This is a genomic window from Ruminiclostridium josui JCM 17888, from assembly GCF_000526495.1.
In the GTDB taxonomy this organism is placed as follows: Bacteria; Bacillota; Clostridia; order Acetivibrionales; family DSM-1351; genus Ruminiclostridium; species Ruminiclostridium josui.
The window spans coordinates 388488-407543 of record NZ_JAGE01000001.1 but is presented as its reverse complement, the minus strand read 5'-3'; the positions used below and the strand labels follow the sequence as shown (position 1 = coordinate 407543).

At 34.9% G+C, this 19056-nt stretch carries 16 protein-coding genes; 12 read left to right on the top strand and 4 right to left on the bottom strand.

The features are described 5' to 3' along the window. Positions 1-124 precede the first annotated feature (124 nt). The 6 genes from K412_RS0101910 to K412_RS0101885 all read left to right on the top strand — a co-directional run bounded on the left by K412_RS0101910 (position 125) and on the right by K412_RS0101885 (position 7308). Positions 125-1636: a sugar ABC transporter ATP-binding protein gene (locus K412_RS0101910; RefSeq protein WP_024831539.1), complete on the top strand. Its 1512-nt coding sequence runs from the start codon at positions 125-127 to the stop codon at positions 1634-1636. A gap of 1 nt (position 1637) precedes the next feature. Beyond that, on the top strand, positions 1638-2651 hold the full coding sequence (locus K412_RS0101905; protein ID WP_024831538.1) for an ABC transporter permease: 1014 nt from the start codon (positions 1638-1640) through the stop codon (positions 2649-2651). Between the two features lie 78 nt (positions 2652-2729). Then, positions 2730-3728 (top strand): sugar ABC transporter substrate-binding protein, encoded by a 999-nt coding sequence (locus K412_RS0101900; protein ID WP_024831537.1) that lies wholly within the window; start codon positions 2730-2732, stop codon positions 3726-3728. A gap of 190 nt (positions 3729-3918) precedes the next feature. Next, a complete protein-coding gene (locus K412_RS0101895) occupies positions 3919-4959 on the top strand; it encodes an NAD(P)-dependent alcohol dehydrogenase (RefSeq protein WP_024831536.1) in 1041 nt (346 codons plus the stop codon). Between the two features lie 256 nt (positions 4960-5215). Next, on the top strand, positions 5216-6550 hold the full coding sequence (locus K412_RS0101890; RefSeq protein ID WP_024831535.1) for an AAA family ATPase: 1335 nt from the start codon (positions 5216-5218) through the stop codon (positions 6548-6550). Continuing rightward, positions 6550-7308, top strand: coding sequence for an RloB family protein (locus K412_RS0101885; protein WP_024831534.1), 759 nt, complete (start codon positions 6550-6552; stop codon positions 7306-7308). Before K412_RS0101890 ends, K412_RS0101885 begins: the two co-directional genes overlap by 1 nt. A gap of 142 nt (positions 7309-7450) precedes the next feature. On the opposite strand, the gene K412_RS0101880 is transcribed toward K412_RS0101885, so the two are convergent. Continuing rightward, entirely contained in the window at positions 7451-9082 is a 1632-nt protein-coding gene (locus tag K412_RS0101880) for a C40 family peptidase (RefSeq protein ID WP_024831533.1), read from the bottom strand. 475 nt (positions 9083-9557) lie between these two features. Here K412_RS0101880 and K412_RS0101875 point away from each other — a divergent pair, with 475 nt between their 5' ends. The 5 genes from K412_RS0101875 to K412_RS0101855 all read left to right on the top strand — a co-directional run bounded on the left by K412_RS0101875 (position 9558) and on the right by K412_RS0101855 (position 15302). Continuing rightward, positions 9558-10733, top strand: a complete 1176-nt coding sequence (locus K412_RS0101875) for a Gfo/Idh/MocA family protein (protein ID WP_024831532.1) — start codon at positions 9558-9560, stop codon at positions 10731-10733. A 13-nt stretch (positions 10734-10746) separates the two neighbouring features. Then, positions 10747-12030, top strand: a complete 1284-nt coding sequence (locus K412_RS0101870) for an MFS transporter (RefSeq protein WP_024831531.1) — start codon at positions 10747-10749, stop codon at positions 12028-12030. A gap of 2 nt (positions 12031-12032) precedes the next feature. After that, positions 12033-13052 (top strand): Gfo/Idh/MocA family protein, encoded by a 1020-nt coding sequence (locus K412_RS0101865; protein WP_024831530.1) that lies wholly within the window; start codon positions 12033-12035, stop codon positions 13050-13052. Positions 13053-13298: 246 nt separating this feature from the next. After that, positions 13299-14678 (top strand): sensor histidine kinase, encoded by a 1380-nt coding sequence (locus K412_RS0101860; protein WP_024831529.1) that lies wholly within the window; start codon positions 13299-13301, stop codon positions 14676-14678. Further along, positions 14679-15302 carry a response regulator transcription factor gene (locus K412_RS0101855; protein ID WP_024831528.1) on the top strand — a complete coding sequence of 208 codons (624 nt, stop codon included), beginning with the start codon at positions 14679-14681 and terminating at the stop codon, positions 15300-15302. On the opposite strand, the gene K412_RS0101850 is transcribed toward K412_RS0101855, so the two are convergent. Continuing rightward, positions 15294-15935 (bottom strand): AAA family ATPase, encoded by a 642-nt coding sequence (locus K412_RS0101850; RefSeq protein ID WP_024831527.1) that lies wholly within the window; start codon positions 15933-15935, stop codon positions 15294-15296. The two genes, K412_RS0101855 and K412_RS0101850, sit on opposite strands and share 9 nt — an antisense overlap. Positions 15936-15998: 63 nt before the next feature. After that, positions 15999-17000 (bottom strand): AvrD family protein, encoded by a 1002-nt coding sequence (locus tag K412_RS0101845; protein WP_024831526.1) that lies wholly within the window; start codon positions 16998-17000, stop codon positions 15999-16001. A gap of 231 nt (positions 17001-17231) precedes the next feature. On the opposite strand from K412_RS0101845, the gene deoC reads away from it, so the two are divergent. After that, the gene (deoC, locus tag K412_RS0101840; protein WP_340139732.1) at positions 17232-17930 is read left to right on the top strand and encodes a deoxyribose-phosphate aldolase; all 699 of its coding nucleotides are present in this window, start codon (positions 17232-17234) and stop codon (positions 17928-17930) included. Between the two features lie 144 nt (positions 17931-18074). Here the strand turns inward: deoC and K412_RS0101835 are convergent, their stop codons facing one another. Then, complete coding sequence (locus K412_RS0101835) at positions 18075-19043, bottom strand: hypothetical protein (protein WP_024831524.1); 969 nt, start codon at positions 19041-19043, stop codon at positions 18075-18077. Positions 19044-19056 lie beyond the last annotated feature (13 nt).

Below are 19056 nucleotides of genomic sequence, written 5' to 3'. Positions count from 1 at the left end.
ATATACGATATAATCTTATTAAAAGTAATTTATAAAAGTCTTATATAAATCGGTCGATGGAAGATGGGAATTGTAGTAATAAGTATTTAGGGTTTTTATACAAGAAAACTTATGGGGGAAGGAAATGAATAATAACATTAAGCTAAGAGTTTCGCAAATTGAAAAATCCTTTCCAGGGGTTAAAGCTCTTGATAAAATCGATTTTACTGTAAAAAAAGGTACTGTGCATGTATTATGTGGTGAAAACGGAGCAGGAAAATCAACATTGATGAAGATCATTAACGGGATATATCAGCCCGACAGCGGTGAGATATTCATTGATGAGAAACCTGTAAAAATCAATAACCCCATACAGGCCAGGAATCTTGGTATATCGATGATTTTTCAAGAAATGAACTACGTTCCAGAAATGACGGTAGAGGAAAACCTGTTTTTAGGCAACCTGCCAGTCAACAAATTTGGTAATGTAAACTGGAAAGAAGTTAGGACACGTACAAAGGAATTATTAAAAAGGGAAAATTTGCCTTATTTACCCACCACACTTTTAAAGGATCTGACGGTTTCAGATATCCAGATGTTAGAGATTTTAAAAGCTATATCATACAATTCTGATATTATTATCATGGATGAACCGACTTCGGCCATCACGCAAAAAGAAGTTGAAAAGCTCTTTAAAAAGATTGAAGAACTGAAATCCAGAGGAGTTTGTATCATCTACATTTCTCACAAACTGGATGAAATATTCCAGATAGCAGATGAAATAACAGTATTCAGAGACGGAACAGTTGTTGCGAGTCATCCTAAGGAAGAGCTTGACATTGAAACCGTAATTGCACTAATGGTTGGAAGAAAATTGACCAACACCTACCCAAAAGAAGAAATCGAAATCGGAGAAAAGTTACTTGAGGTTAAGAATTTAAGCAGCGGGAATGTCTACCATGACGTAAGCTTCCACTTAAATAAAGGTGAAATCATTGGTTTTGCCGGACTTATGGGAGCAGGAAGAACTGAAGTTATGAGATCTCTCTTCGGACTGGACCCTATTACATCAGGAACAGTTAATATCAAAGGCGAAGAAGTCAAAGTCAAAAATGTACGGCAGATTATTGAAAAAGGACTGGTAATGCTATCTGAAGACAGAAGAAGATACGGTATTATTCCGGTCAGGGCAGTAAGGGAAAATACAACATTGGCATTCCTTAAGAAAGTATTTTACGGATTCAGGTATCACAAGAAAGTCGAACAAAGCATTGTATCAGATATGTTCGAAAAAATGAGAGTAAAGACTCCTACTTTGGAAACACCTATTGCTTCATTAAGCGGTGGAAATCAACAAAAAGTCTTATTAGCAAAGTGGATGATAAGAAACCCTGACATTCTTATACTGGACGAACCTACTCGTGGTATAGATGTAGGTGCTAAATTTGAAATATACAAATTGATGACAAGTTTAGCAAAAGAAGGCAAAGGAGTAATAATGGTTTCATCCGAGCTTCCTGAGCTTATAGGTATGTGTGACAGGATTTATGTAATGTCAAAGGGTGCAGTTACAGGTGAAATAAAACGAAAAGATTTTTCCCAGGAGCTCATTATGAAATATGCTACTGGAACTTTAACATCAGATGAGGTGAGATAAAATGGATTTAAGAAGTAATAATCTATGGAATACGGCAAAAAAGAAATACAGTATTTTTATGGTACTGTTTGTATTATTCATAATTTGTTCATTTGCAAACCCAAACTTTTTAACAACCAGCAACCTGACAAATATCTCAAGACAGTTGGCAGTTACAACAATTCTTGCTTTTGGTCAGACAATATTGATAATTTCAGGAATGCTTGACTTGTCTCAAGGCTCCGTGTTAGCTCTTTCAGGTGTATTTGCCATATCAGCATATAAATCAACCGGTTCACTATTAATTGCTGTGTTGGTAGGTATAATTACAGGTGTTGTATGTAACTTTATTAATGCTATGATGATCAGTACTTTTAAGGCTCCCCCATTTATTGCAACATTGGCAATGTTGACAATGGCAAGAGGTGTAGCACTGCTTTATACAAAAGGACAAAACATTTTACAGCTTGATAAGTTTGTAGTATTCGGACAAGGTTCTATAGGTGTTATTCCAATACCTATAATATTCCTTGTAGCACTGGCCATAGTAACATGGTATATATTGAAACACACAAGGGTTGGACGTTCTCTTTATGCAGTTGGTGGAAACGAAGAAGCAGCTATTGCATCAGGTATCAACGTTCACAGAGTTAAGTATACTGCATTTATAATTAATGGTATTTTCGTTGGGTTGGCAGGAGTATTGTTCATGTCCCGTGTTAATGCAGGTCTTCCAAATGGTGCTGTAAACTATGAATTTACAGCCTTAACAGCGGCCATCATCGGTGGAACTAGCTTCTCAGGTGGTGTTGGAACTGCAACAGGTACATTGGCGGGTGCATTTATAGTAGGCTTCCTTGATAATATTATGAACCTCACCAGTGTAGATTCTTACATGCAGCAGATTGTAAGGGGTGCAATAATAGCCCTTGCTGTTATATATGATATTCAGTCAAAAAATCGTAGAACAAGAAGTACACTTGGAAGAATAGAAGACAAAGAAAATGCAAAAAACAATAAAGAAGCAAAGAAATAAACTTACTTCAAATTAAACAGCATTGCTGTTTAAATAATAAAAATTTATAAAAATCTATTAAAAAGGATGGAAGCACATATGAAGAAGAAATTAATTAGCGTACTATCAATGTCACTGGCAATTACTTTTCTGGCAGCATGTGGAACAGGTGCAAACAAGACTTCCGATTCAACATCTTCCGGCGGAGATGGTGGTTCAAAGAGCTATAAGGTAGCATATATAGCTCGTGCCCAATCTGACTCATTTGCAGCTTGGCTTGCAAATGCTGTAAAGGATGAAGCAAAGAAGTATCCTGATATTAAGCTTGATGTATTCGATGGTCAGGCAAATGACGATACTGAAAACTCAATGATTGAAAATGCTATTACAAACAAGTATGATCTGGTTATTGTTCAGCCAAATAATGGTGAAGCTCAAAGACCATATGTTGAAAAAGTAGTTAAGGCAGGTATACATGCAATAACAACTAATGCTCGTATTTCAGGAATTGAAGGAGCATCTTCAGTAGACGCAAATCCATATGAACAGGCTGCAGTAAATGCTCGTGCAGCATTAGAGCAGATTCCTCAAAATGCAAAAGTTGTAGTGCTAGATGGCCCTTCAGGAAACTTCCATGCTGATGAAAGACGTAAGAGCTGGCAGAAAGAATTCTTTGAAAAACGCCCAGATGTTAAAATTGTTGGTGAACAGATTGCAAACTGGAACAAAGACGAAGCTATGAAGTATATGGAAGACTGGATACAGTCAAATGACAAGATTGATGCAGTTATTTCAATGAATGATAACATGGCTGCTGGAGCACTTGAAGTAGTTAAAGATAACCCTAAGTTCAAAAACATGCTTGCATATGGTGTTGATGGAACAGCAGAAGCATTGCTCTTGATTCAGGAAGGCAGAATGACTTCAACTTGTATGCAGAGTGCATATGACCTTGCTACAAAATTACTTGATACAAGTAACAAACTCTTAACTGGTGCAGAAAAACAGATTGATACAGATATTGGAAACCCACTTGTAAATAAAGATAACGTACAGGAATATATAGAAATATTGAAGAAGTCAGGAGCTATTAAGTAATATTGTACTATTAAAAATGCAAAGGTACGTGAAAAAGTTTTTATTCACGTATCTTTGTATTGTATATTTAAATTATTAAGTGTGTAATTAAAAAAAAAAGAAAGTTAATTAAAGCATTTTATAAAAGTCGATAATAAAGTTGATTTAAAGATAAATTTAAGGGATAATTTATGGTATGGAGGTTTTTATTATGAAAAATAGAGCGGCTTATATGACCGGAATAAACAAAATAGAGATAAGGGACATCGAGGTTCCAAAACTCAGAGAAAAAGATGTGCTTGTAAAACTTGAGTATGTAGGAATCTGCGGTTCAGATGTACATTATCTTGAGCATGGAAAAATTGGTGATTTTATAGTAAACGGGGATTTCATACTTGGACATGAATGTGCCGGTACTGTTGTTGAAATTGGCAGCGGAGTGCAAAACTTACAGGTGGGAGATAAGGTTGCTTTGGAGCCGGGAATAACTTGCGGACAATGCGAGTTCTGTAAATCAGGAAGATATAATCTTTGCCCCGATGTTGAATTTTTGGCAACACCGCCATACCACGGTTCATTAATGAATTATATTGCTTTCCCGGAAAATATGTGCTTTAAGCTCCCTGAAAACATAACAACAAAAGAGGGAGCATTAGTTGAACCCTTGGCTGTTGGTATGCACGCAGCAAACCAGGGAGAAGTGAAGCTTGGAAGTTCAGTTGTTATTCTTGGAGCAGGTACAATAGGACTTGTTACATTGCTTGCATGTAAAGCAAACGGTGCAACTGACATTACTGTAGTTGACGTAATACCAAAGAGGCTGGAATATGCAAAAAAACTTGGGGCCACAAATACAATAAATGCAGCAGAAACTGACGTGTTCGCAGAGATAGACAAACTCACCAATAAAAAGGGAGTGGATATTGTTATAGAAACTGCAGGGTCTGCAAGGACTATTTCACAGACTCCATACATGATTAAAAATGGCGGTACAATTGTTCTTGTAGGTTTGGCTCCACAGGATATAATAGAATTCAACTTTGCAAAAATTATGGCAAAGGAAGCTACAATTAAATCCGTATTCCGTTACAAAAATATATACCCTACAGCTATAAAGGCTATATCAAAAGGTATTATTGACATAACAGGTATAGTAACACACGAATTTGATTTTGATGATGTTGCAAATGCATTTGATTATGTAATAAACAACAAGCAGGATGTTGTTAAGGCAGTAATTAAAATAGACTAATTTTAATCTTCTATAAATAATACTCCTAATTTATCCGTCGGCGAAAAACCGGCGGATTTTTTTGTAGAAAACTACTGTTACGTGGATATCACATCCTTGTATTTTTCGATTACTGGAAATATAATATAATAGATTAGTGTAAATTGAAAGTGTTTTTTGATTAAGTATTTACATTTAAATAAGCTTTCAACAGACTCACAAAAGAAACAAGTGCATTGGCTGGAAGGGCCGAATTCAATAAGAATGGAGGAAAATTATGCTATTAAAATATATTGTAAGCAATTATAAATCTATAGGTCACCCTGTTGAATTCAGTATGTTGCCTGTCCAAAGTATTAACGATGATAGATTTTTAAAAACAATAAAAACTAAAGCTGGCGATTGGAGAGTGCTCCGTAGAGGTGGGTTTTTTGGTCCTAATGCTTCAGGAAAGACGACATTTATCGAATCACTTAAATTTGCTAAAGATTTTATTGTTGAAGGTCAAAAAAGTGGGAAAAGTACAGGGATTGATCAGTTTAGAGGAAATTTTGAAGATTTAAAAAATATTTCTACATTTCAGTTTGTGTTTTATTTAAACGAGGAAGTGTATGAATATGGTTTTACATTAGACCGACGTCAAGTATACGAAGAATGGCTTATGGTGTTAACCGAAAAAGATTTTGCTCCTTTGTTTACTCGTGTCACTGAATTAAATGGAAAAACAGAGATCGATATAGGGCCGCAATTTGCACACAAAGACTTAAAGGAAAGAAAGCTAGCTGAAGCCTTAAAGGAAGGCATTCAGGAAAATCAAAAGAATCAGCTTTTTCTTTATAAGCTACATGATAACGGTATAAAAAAGGCGGAAGAAATAGTTAAATGGTTTAAAGGATTACAAATAATTTTTCCTCACACAAAAATACAAGGGTTGCCTATCAGAATGAAGGAAGATATTGATTTTAGAAGTTTCATTTCTGATAACTTAAAAAAATTAGATACAGGTGTATTTAATATTTCTGTGGTCAGTGATGAAATTGACTTTCCTGAACTATCTGAAAAATTAGATTTACCCAAAAAAATTATTGAGGACATAGAAGAAATTAAAAACGGAATCGTCAACTTAAATGGGAAATATTTCATTTTTTCAGAAAACAAAAACAAGAGAACTGTTTTTCTACAAATTAAGTTTGAACATCTTCTAAATGGTTCAACAGTAAAATTTGATATCGATGAAGAATCTGATGGAACTAAAAGATTGTTAGATTTGTTACCTATATTGTTTGCTATGGACAGAAAAAGTACAATGATTTACTTTGTTGATGAAATAGATCGTAGCCTCCACACTAAATTGTCTCAGCATTTGTTAAATGAATTTATTTGCAATTGCCAGGAAACATATAATCAGATTGTTTTTACAGCACATGATGTTAACTTGATAAATCTTAATGATTTTAGACAAGAAGAAATTTGGTTCATTCAAAAAAATGAATTCGGTGAATCTCATTTGAAACCTTTTTCAGATTTTGAAATCAAGCAAGGGCAAGATTATTTAAAGGGATATTTAAATGGTCGATTTGGTGCTGTTCCTATGATAAGGAGGGATTGTTAATGCTTAGTATTACGAGTCGAAAACCGCCTTTTAATGTTCAAAATCCTTATCGGGAAGTTCGGCCTACTACAAGTAAAATAATTTTTCTATCATTTGAAGGAAGTGTCACTGAAGAAGAGTATTTTGAAATTGTTTCAAAAATTTTTGATAAAATCAAAACTAAAATTCAGTTTATTTCAGTTGCTGAAGACGCTGTGAATACAAATTATAAATTCAGAACGCCTGAACAAAAATTGTTGCTCAGTAAGAGTCGTCCAAAGCAACTTTTGGAACGAATTGAACAATTCAAGGCTGAGAAAGAAGAAATATATCAATTTTCAAAGTATCCCGAAGATGAATTCTGGATTGTTACAGATGTTGATAATAACACTTCATCGATTTGGATTAATGAGTGGAATGATACTATAAAAAAGTGTGATGAAAAGCGCTATGGGTATGCGATTAGTAACCCTTTCTTTGAAATATGGTTGCTGCTGCACCATCTTGAAGCAACTGAGGAAGATAAATCATTTGCAGTCACGGACAACCAACCTTACAAGCCTACAAGTCATTTTCGTAACAGATTGCGAAGAGATGCTAAAGCACCAATGAAAAAAGATAAGCATATATCTTCGAAACATTACAATGAATTAAAAATCAGACAAGCTATTGAAAGAGCAAGAACACTACATATTAATTGCAATGACAAGTGGCCCAAGTACTTTGCTACAACAGTTTACATATTACTTGAAAAGATTATAGATATGATACCTGAATAAGGCTTATTGGTCTTTTGATAATTAGTAAACATACTTGATGGAAATTTGGTTAAAAATGCAATATATAACGTTGTATTAACTGAAAAAAATGACTAACCGGACCCATTTATTGTTGGTCTTAGGTTAGTCATTTTTAGGGTAATTAAAATATTCTAAATGCACAAATAAAATTCCTTGTCCAATAGGAAGAAGTTATATTTGTAATACGAACTCGTCCCTGACTTGACGATGCATCAATCATTTGGTTGCCGCCTAATGCAATACCCACATGTCCGTTGTATGTAATAATATCACCGCGTTTAATACTACTCATACTGGAAATCCTTCTATATCTACCATTTCCGGCCCATCCTCCCGAGGTCATATAACTTTGTTTGACTCCTGAATTCTTTAATACCCAGTAAACAAATCCCGAACAATCAAAGGTATTTGGCCCTTTTGCACCATATACATACCTGCTACCCAGTTTTGATTTTGCAACTGAAATAAGTCGCTCAACGCTAGGACTTACATAGCTTCCACCACTGTTTCCACCGGAATTGGTTCCTCCACCAGAATTACTTGAACCTTCTGAATTGTTACCGCTTGAGCTGCTTCCTGAACTGCCGGTCCATTTTCTTGCATTTGGAGATAAAAGTTTTGCTATAGTTTGTGAACCTACTTTACCGTCCTGTCCCAAACCATTTCTAGACTGGAAGTTAAGAACAGCATTATGTGTGTCGGAGCCGAAATAACCAGTTACACCTTTCAAATATCCAAGCTTTTTAAGGTATGTCTGAACTTTTGTTACATCCTCTCCGCTATCGCCTATATCCAGTGCATTTTCAGTTGCATCTGCAGACATAAGCAAATCTTTTGTAACCGGACCTATAAAACCATCAGAAATCAAACCGTTATTTTCCTGAAAACGCTTTACTGCAAGAACGGTATCATCGTCATACTTGCCGTTGGGTTTTGCAGTCAGATAACCAAGCTCGTATAATCTCTGTTTATATTGAAGTATTTCACTGTTTTCATCGCCCAAGTAAAAGGACATTGGAACTGCTTTTGCCGAATATAAAATTTCTCTTGTCTGCTTACCTACATTACCGTCATCGTAAAGACCGTTTCTTTTCTGAAACTCCTTTACAGCGGTGTCGGTATCTGTACCGAAATAACCAGTTGCTTTATTTATGTAGCCCAATTCATACAGACGTTCTTGAAGTTGCTGTACATCAGTACCTTCCGCCCCGAGATAAACTGTATACTCTTTTGCATCTTCTGAAAGCAAAAGCTCGTATGTTTTGGCATCAACTTCACCGGTTATAGGTAACTTATTTTTTCGTTGAAATAATTCTATTGCGAATTTCACCGGCTCTCCGAATTCTTCAGTTGGTTCATCAATTTCTAGATAATCCAACTCCATAAGTTTTTTTTGAATAACAGTTACAGTACTATCTTTAACTCCTAACTTTATAATATCTCCTTGTAAAGGATTCATAGGATTACTACCACGGGATGTTTTATTTAAAACAGTTGATTCAGACGTGGTTTTCGAATACTTCTGGGGTGTTGTTTTGTTAGGTACTGAAGCTGTGCTTTCCTGTTTACCTGTAGCAACGAATTTTGAGCTTGAGGTAGGCAGAGTAAAAGCAATTGCTGCCGTTAGTGCCAAGGCTGCTGCACCTGAACATGAAATAATTATATATTTATATTTTGAAGGATATTTATTTTTATAATTGCTAATTTTCTTAGGTATATCACTTATCAAACTTTTAATCTTCTTTAAGTTCATAATCTCTCCACTTCATTTTGAATTTACGAAATTTTCAAAAAAAGAAATGTATAAATAGGAACATAAAGATAAACAAAAGAATATCTGAAAGAATTAAAAAATAGAAGAATAGCCGTATATATGTATCAGCTGCATATATGTATCAAATATAAAGTTTTAATTTGCCCCTAAAAATACACGTCTTTTATTATGAATATTAATATTTTATCATAGTTTTAAAGAAATTTATATTAAAGTTACTTTACAATTACAAAAAGGTTACTTTCTTGTAGCTTTTTATATATAATTTCGTAAAATATGGCAGTTTGAATTGGATAAGGTTATATAAATGTTATAACTACCCAACTCAAATTGGTAACTTTATAATGATATACAATAACGGACCGTTATATTGCAAAATACACACAAACGCCGGTTACATTGAATTGGCCGTGATCAAACTAAGATACTATGAAGAATCGGAGGATTAACTATTATGAAAATTGGTATTGTAGGATGCGGTTATATCGCTAATTACTATGCAACAACACTACCGAACCACCCCGAGCTAGAGCTTGTAGGAGTAACGGATATTAATATCGACAGAGCAAAAAAGTTTGCAAAGTTTTATGGAGCTAAGCATTTCAGCACTGTTGAGGATTTACTGAAGGAGCAGGAGATAGCAATTGTTTTAAATTGCACAAATCCACACAGCCATTATGAAGTTTCAAGAGCAGTGCTTATGGCTAATAAACATGTATACACTGAAAAGCCTATGGGAATGGATTTTGATGAAGCATCAAAGCTGGTGAACTTGGCAAAAGAAAGAAAGTTATTTATTGCATCGGCACCGAGCATTCTTTTAGGAGAATATGCACAGGGAATAATGAAAGCCTTGAGAGACGAAGAAATCGGACATCCTATTCTTGCATACGCACAGCTTGACGACGGTGCTGTACATAATATGCGTTACTGGACTTGGATAAGCAGAACAGGAACTGAATGGCCATATGAAAACGAGTTTCGGGTAGGAAGTCTTTTGGAACATGCAGGGTATTGCCTTACATTACTTACTGCATTTTTCGGACCTGTTAAGGAAGTTCAGGCATACACTCGTTGCCTTGTACCAAATAAAATAAATAAAGACAGGATAGAAGACCTTGGGCCGGATTATAGCGAAGCATGCCTGGAATTCAGATCAGGTATGGTAGCAAGATTGACAATAGGCTCAGTTGCACCACATAATCATTCACTGATGATTGTAGGGGATGAGGGAGTAATTACTACTGATGATTTGTATTGGAATGTTCAACAAAAAGTATACATTCAGAAGAGGATAACTTCCGATTCCAAAAACCGTGAGAACTCACATGTATATTTAACGGAGAAGAAAGAATATGAATTTGAAAGACCCGAAGATTTTAAGTTCAGAAGCCAGGATGAAGTAAATGTGGACTGGGCAAAAGGAGTAGCAGAACTCGCGGATGCTATTTTACATAAAAGAAAATGCCGTTTGGATATGAGCCATGCACTTCATGTAATGGAAATAATTGATGTACTGGAAAATGCACGCAGCTTCAGTGGACCGCAGAAAATAAGGACTGTATTCGATCCTATAGAACCTGCAGACTGGATAAAAGAAGAAAAATTGCTAAAGGGCCTTACAGCTTAGAGAAGGGAGTGCTATGAAAAATACGAAAAATAATAATTTTATAAGATCAAGACTCTCTTTGCTAATGTTTTTACAATTCTTTATTTCAGGAATAACTTGTCCGATTATGAGTTTATACTTAATAAAATGCCTGAATTTTTCCGGGGATCAAACAGGAATTATACTTTCAGTATCGGGGATAACTACAATTTTATCATCTGTTATGGGAACGTTGATTGCAGATAAAATATTAACAGTAAATCGCCTTCTTGGAATTTGCCATTTGGTTGCTGCAGTATTTATGACTATACTTACGCTTCAGACAAGGTTTGAATTGGTGCTTGTTTCATATTTACTTTATACACTATCCTTTGGATGTACAAATGGATGCGTATCTGCAGTAGTATTCCATCATGAGGAGAATGCAAAGAAAAATTTTGGCGGTATCCAGATGTGGGGCTCTATCGGTTGGATAGCGGCCGGATGGCTATTTAGCTTTGTGTGGATAAGAGATCTCTCAGGTATTATGGCCATAAACAGGATGGCGGATGCATTAAAAATCTCAGCAGCCATTTCCTTTATACTATTTATGTATACCTTTTCTTTGCCTGTTAAAAAAATAAAGCCTGGCAGTCGAAAGTCTCTTGTACCGCGAGAAGCACTGGCCGTTTTTACAAAGCCACAAAATCTGTTTCTTGCGGCAATGGTTTTTATTACATTTACCTCATTTCAATACTATTTGTTTGGTATCGGACCTTATTTACAGCAGAGCAATTACGGAGAAGCTAATATTATGCCCTTGATGAGTGTGGCACAAATAGCTGAGGCTGTGGCACTTGGAGTTCTTGGATACTTTATAGTACGCAAGGACTTCAAAAAGGTGTTGATAATCGGTCTGGTAAGTAATTTGTGGAGATTTGTGGCACTGCTTATAAGTCCCGCTTTTCCGACTGTAGTATCTGCACTTGTTTGTCATGGTATGGCATCAGCCTTCTTTTTCACTGCATCGTGTATCTACCTTGACAGCCAATGCAAAGATAGTACGGCCCGGCCGGGAGTTCAGCAGATAATAATAATGCTTGCATATGGAGTAGGTGCGTCCTTAGGAAACTTGTCTGCTGGAAGGGCTGTAACAATGTTTGAAACAACTGTAGCGGGAGTTGTTAATTACTCCGCTTTCTGGAGTGTACCACTGATTGTCAATGCAGTTATGTTCCTGCCATTCATTTTAGTATTTAAAGATGGGTTAGAGGAAAAAGTATCAAAGAAAAAAGAAGTTGATGGTTTATCTAAAAAATTGTCTATAAAGGAGATATAAAAATGATTGGAGTAGGTATTGTAGGATGCGGAGCTATTGCAAGATATCGTCACGCTCCGGAATTTGCTACTAATCCATTATCTAAAATTATCGGTTATTTTAACCCTTCTAATGAAAAAGCAGAATTTCTTGCATTAAAATATGGAGGAAAGGTATATTCAGATTATGAAAAGATGCTGGAGGACCCGGCAGTGCAGGCAGTTTGTATATGCTCACCCAATAAATATCATGCAAAGATGAGCATTGCTGCCATGGAAGCAGGAAAACATGTTTTGTGCGAAAAGCCGATAGCTGTGACCATTGACGAAGGGAAAGAAATGTTGGAAGCTGCAGCCAGAACAAAAAAGTGTCTAATGATTGCCCATGACATGAAACTTGAGTTCGCCCACAAAAAAGCAAGAGAAATAGTTAAAAGCGGTGAAATGGGAAGAGTACTTAGTTTTCGAACCACTTTCGGACATAGAGGGCCGGAGTACTGGAGTGTAAATCAAAGCATGAATTCATGGTTTTTTGATGACGAAAGTTCATCGACAGGAGTTTTGGCAGATCTTGGTGTCCATAAATTAAACTTAATTGAATGGCTAATAGATGATCGTATAAATCAAATAAAAGCTTTCTCCGCTGTTAGGGATAAAAAGCGTGAAAATGGAGAATTAGTTGAAACTCCTGACAATAGTGTTTGTCTGTTGAGAACAAAATCCGGGATTATTGGTACATTGGCAGCAAGCTGGACTTATTATGGGGATATGGATAAAAGTACTGTACTTTATTGTTCTAAAGGCACCATAGAAATTTACAATAATCCTCGGTATCCATTGATTGTTACAAAGTCTGATAATGAGAAAATTTGTTATAATTTTAATAAACAGGAAACATCGGGTATTGCAGATAGTTTTTTGGACAGTATTGTAAACGGAACTATTCCGGCCATATCGGGAGAAGAAGGGTTGAGAGCGCTAAAGCTAGTTATGGCTTGTGCTGAAGCTCAAGCAAAGGATAAAACAGTGAATGTTTATGATTAGAAAATCAATCCAACAGAATAAGTTTTAATAGGTTAATGATATAATTAGTCTGCCCATCAGAAAATCACTTTATGATGGGTTGTTGTTTATAAAAAATAAAAAATACAATACAAAAAATGACAATTTTCATATATTATGCATGATATAATACTTTGACATAAAAAGCAAAAGATTTATATTTTAGAAGACACAGCTGCAATTAACACACTACATACTCCTTGCGGCTTTAAGCAAAGGGGGAATTAAATGACATTTATTATTTCATTGATTCTAATATGGATAATTTCAATTATTATATTAATTGTGGATTTTAAAAGTGAGTGTAACAGATGGCTCAGTTCTGCTGCCTTTTGTGTAGGGCTGCGTTATTTAGCAGACAGCATTAATGTACTTGCTGCACCTAATGTAAACAATCATGTTAAGCTAATTATTTGTATTCTTACGTCAATTTCTTTTGTATTTTACCCTTATACACTATTAATGTTCAGTTTAAGTTTAACATTAATATTCAAATGTAAGTATAATAAATTGCTGATGTGGATTTTACTTATTCCCGTTGTGTTGATTTACGTATTTCTTCCAATAAATGATTTTATGTATCCTACAATTAAGCCTTCATACAAGTATTTGACTCTATGGTCTACCTTTGGAATAATTTTGTCAAATATAATATTGCTTTTTGGATATTTTAAAACGGTTAGCATACTAAAAAAGAAAAACTTATTCCTAGTAGGTATTTTTATAATACCTACTACAATATTCGGATGGCTTATAAACTTTTTTCTTCCCATTCTTGGAATAAAAAATCTATGGAAATTTAATATAGTAGTAGTTTGTGTGGTAGCCGTTTTATACTGCCTGCTAGTTGTAAAATATGGTTTTCTGGGGATAAAAATAAAATTTGAAAAAAACCGTCTGGATAGCACTATGCAGTCAATCAGCTCAGGAACCCAAATTTTAACCCACGCAATAAAAAATGAGATATTAAAGATTTCTTTATGTACTAGGAATATAAATTCCTCGCAAACTTACTTTGATAAAGAGATATTCGATAGATATATCGGTGAAAATACGAAGAACATTACAGCATCAACAGATTACCTTATGACCTTAGTGACTAGGATTAAGGATTATATGCATGAGATAGAAATAAAAGAGGATTACCATAATTTAGCGGATATTATAGAGAACTCATTGAACCTCATGATAGTACATATTAAAGAAAAAAATATTTCAATTAAGCGTTATTATTCATATGGTCAATTTGGTACTGTACTATTGTGTGATGCCGTACATATACAGGAGGTTTTGAATAATATTTTGAAAAATGCAGTTGAAGCACTTCAACCCGGTGGAGAAATAGGTATTCATGTTGTTGAAAGCAAAAAAATCTTAACAGTTGAAGTTCGAGATAACGGACCTGGAATATCTCCAAGTAATCTTGCACGTATTTTTGATCCATTCTTTTCTACTAAGAAAAACAGCATGAATTTTGGTCTTGGGTTATCTTATTGCTACAACGTAATGCATAAGCACGGTGGAGATATAGAGGTAGAAAGTGATGGAAATAATGGAACAGCAGTGATTTTAAAGTTTTTATCAAAAAAGGTTAAAAAGGTGGTATAAATGAAAAAAATATCAGTCGCAATTGTTGAGGACGACCCTGTATGGGCAAGCTCTTTAAAAACTTTTTTGGACAATGAGGAAGACTTATGTGTTGTAGCTATTGCCTCCACTCAAAAAGATGCCATGGAAATGGCTGAAAACAAAGATGTGGATATTATTTTAATGGACATAAATTTAAGTGAAAACAACATGGATGGAGTATATGCTGCTGCAGAAATAAGTCAGACTAAAAATGTGAAAATAATCATGCTCACGTCCATTGAGTCTGAAGAGGTTATTAGAAATTCCTTTACTGCTGGCGCTGTAAACTATATACTTAAAAGCAATTATACGGAAATACCTTCGGCTATCCGTGCCGTTCACAATAAGGTATCACCCGTGGAGGTTTTATTAAAAGAGTACTCTAGAATGAAGGAGGAGGAACAGGTAGCTGCTTTGTCCAATGCGGAAAAAGAAATTCTTAATTTGGTACGGAAAGGTTACTCCCAATCAAAAATATCTGAAGTACTTTTTAAGTCACCGGGAACCATTAAAGCACAAATAAATAAACTTTTAAAAAAAATGAATGTTAGCAATTGTAAACAAGCTATTAAAAAAATTAATTCCAAGGGAATCTTAAAGTAATTGATTTTTAGGCTTGATACCGTAAATATTCATTATTTTTTTTAAACGTTCTTCCGTACTTCCGGTAATGATATAGTATTCTATCCCTATCTCCTCTAAGGCACTTATTATCATTTCATCACAAGTCTTACGGACTTTATCAGAATAATAATGATTGTCTTCTTGGGTAGCAGTTGATTCGACAGGCAAATGTATAAAGGAGTGATAGTTTCTTCGACAGTATTCCTTAAAAACATTACCAAGGCTTTTATAAAAGTTTTCATATATATTTTTATGAGTAATAATTCCTAAATTGTTTGCAAATAGATTGAAGCTAAAAGGTGTATAATTCAACGAATTAAGTTTAACTTGACCGTAAATGTAAGATTCTATTAATGTTCCGTCTACTATAAAGTTACCCTGTACTCGCTTTTCACTCATAACCTGCTCTAAAAAGCGATAGATACATATTTGGTAGTATTCAAATGGAGAGCATTGATCTATGGTTTTCCCGGGGAAATGTAAAGAAGTCACTTCTTCTAAACTTTTTACAGAAATCATAGGTACTGCCGTAAGTTCTCCCAAAGCTACAGCCAAGGTTGTTTTTCCTGTTGCAAATGTACCGGATATGGCTATACGCAAATCCTTGTTCATTTTATGACTATCCCCTTTGTAAATAAGATATCACACACATAATATTTTTAATGCACTGTAAAATCAGGACACTTTTTTATGTCCGGTATTATTAACTGATTCAGGAATTTCATGTGCAAGACTAACACTTACACTTAATGGATTCGAGGGGGAATCCACTACACATATAAAGTCGGCTATTCGCCAGATACTACCTTTCATACTGAGAATTTTCGATTTGCTGATAGAAACAGATTGCCTGAAGCTTTTAAGGGTGCTTATAGGCTTTTTATATTCAATGTTAACTTTTCTCATCCACAAGTTGTTGGAGCATTTACGTTCTATGTTATCAATCCGGTATATAAGTGCCTGCATCTGTTGAGATGCACAGGCAAACAGGTCTATGATAGAATAAATATTGTTGTCTGAAATTGCTTCCGTCTTTCTTATATTTACATTGGAATAAAGGGATTGGCTATTCTTATCAATGTAAATATTCGATAAATCATATATTTTATTCTTATCTACCAATTGTCTACAATAACCTGCAATAGTACTACCTGCACAGTTCATGCTGCTGTAGTAAATATCTTCCGTAGTTATACTGTTAATGAAATGTTCTATTTCAATGACAACATTAAATCCTGCAATTTCGTTTGAAAACACCGAGTTATAGCGGACATCATCGGTTTTGGAGGTGCCTAGGAAATTGGTGTGAATATCAATTTCTTCAAGGTTATATTCGGGATTACTGCCTGCTTTTATCGTAACTTTTTTTATCCACATATCATCAATTTGAGTGTTGTTTAGTTGATAAATATGGCTTACAAAGAGTGTATTTAAACAGAATGCAAACACCAAAATATCAAGTGTGCTTACATGTGGTTTTAAAACAGTTCCATTTTCTTTTATTGACCAGTTTTCAGGATATATGGCTGAACATTTAGCTGTTAATTCATTTCGGAAAAGACTAATTGAAATGTCATTGAAAAGGTGTTTGACATTCTTGAAGCCACTGCTGAAATATCTTTTGTCCTTGTCTCCTAAAAGTTCATCGATTGTTTCGTATACTTCGTTGGTTATCATGTTTTTCATCTCCTTACAATATAATGTTTGTAGATAAAATCGTGTTAGCTAAAAGCGATTTAGCAAGCATATTTTCATTATAATAGGTACAGGTTTTTTAGGTAGTTATAACTTTTTTATAACCCTTTGGTTTGAGAATTACGCAGGATTTTAGTTAGTTGTAACGAATATTAACATATATATAAAAATATACCAGTAATAAAAATTATTATATAATAGGAGGATTAAATGATTACTTCGAAGGAAATTGCAAAAATGATTGACCATTCCTTACTAAGGCCAGAGCTGAATGAATCTGAAGTTAGGCAAGGGTGCAGACTGGCAAAGGAGTATTCTACCGCCTCGGTTTGCGTAAAGCCATGTGATGTTAAAATAGCAAAGGAGGAGCTGAAAGGAAGTGATGTTCTGGTAACTACCGTAATAGGCTTTCCTCATGGTTCAAACAAGACATCTGTTAAAGTACAGGAAGCTATAGAAGCTATCAATGATGGGGCTGTGGAACTTGATATGGTACTTAACATTGGCAGACTTCTGTCAAAACAGTTTGATTATGTGGAAAAAGATATAAAAGCAGTAGTTGATGCAGCACATCAGAGGGGTGTGATTGTAAAGGTAATTCTGGAAAATTGCTATTTAAGTGATGAACTAAAAGAAATTGCATGTAAGATTTGCGAAGATGCAGGAGCTGATTTTGTTAAAACCTCCACTGGCTTTGGTAGTGGTGGGGCTACTCTAGAGGATCTTGAACTTATGCGAAGAACATGTAGTGAAAAGGTCAAAATAAAAGCTGCAGGAGGAGTGAGAACACTAGACGATGCTTTGTCAGTTAGAAGTAAAGGTACAGTAAGATTCGGTGCTACAGCAACCAAAGTTATAATGGATGAGGCGAAGCGGAGGGAGAAGGAAGGAACGCTGCAGGAAGCGAAATAAACTAGATCCCCAAAAAGTAATACAAAGGGGAGTGTCGCAAAACTACTGAGAATATTTATAAGCGAGCGTTCTATTGATACAATTTTACATGGTAAGAAAGATAAAACTAATTTTGTGACAGCTCCCTTTTAAGCAAATTTTTAATCAAATATAATTATTTTTTTTACATAGACTGCAACTAGAACAGTCTGTACATGAAAGTCCAGAATCGGGTTTCCCTCCGGAATTATTTATTATTGTAAATCTTGTTGTATTGATATCATATATTCGTGTTTTATCACTGCTAAATTTTACATAATGACCTTCAAAAGAAATTTCCAGAGGTATAAGAGAAAATACACCTTCTTCAAAAGGATCAGGTTTAACTAATGCTTTCATTGTTTCAAAGGAGCCGTCTTTTTCAAATATAGCTACATTGCTGTTGCTTGTGCAAAGTGCTTGTATATTTCCTCCTTCTGTGAAAACTAATGAATTGCAGTCGGCATTAATACCAAGAGTATTTTCATTGAAAGCTGTTAATTCTCCAATGCTAGTAGGTACAGTGATTTCATAGGCAGGCTCTACCGATTTCAGTTTTCCATTTTCATATAATGAAAATCCTATTCTTACCGGAAGAAGGCCGTGGTTAGTTTTTAGGATTATAGTTTCACCAGGCCAAAGGGTCATTGATTTTAGGTTTCCGCTTTCATAAAAGCAAAGACCAATTATTTTTGTCTTGAAGCTGCCAAAAGGAAAATGAAATTGGAACTCCTCACAAAGTTTTTCTTCATCCTCTTGGCTCCAGTATCCACTTAGCTTGCCATTCAACGGAAGAATCCGTTTCAGTTTTCCGCTTTCGTAAAAAGTAACAAGTTCTGCGGGAAAAGTACCTAAAGGAGTTTTTATTAAGGTTGAGGATTCTAAATAAATACTCTTAACTTTTCCGCTTTCATAAAAGGAAATGGATTGAGAGTATTTTTTACGCACTTCATCTTCACCATATTTAGGGATTAAATCGCCATATTCGGTTTTAATTACATTTTCTTCACAAAGTATACACTCTCTTATGCTTCCGTTTTCAAAACAAAAAGCACTGACAATACCTGAGAGATTTTCACGAATATTTGAGGACATGTTGACAACCTCC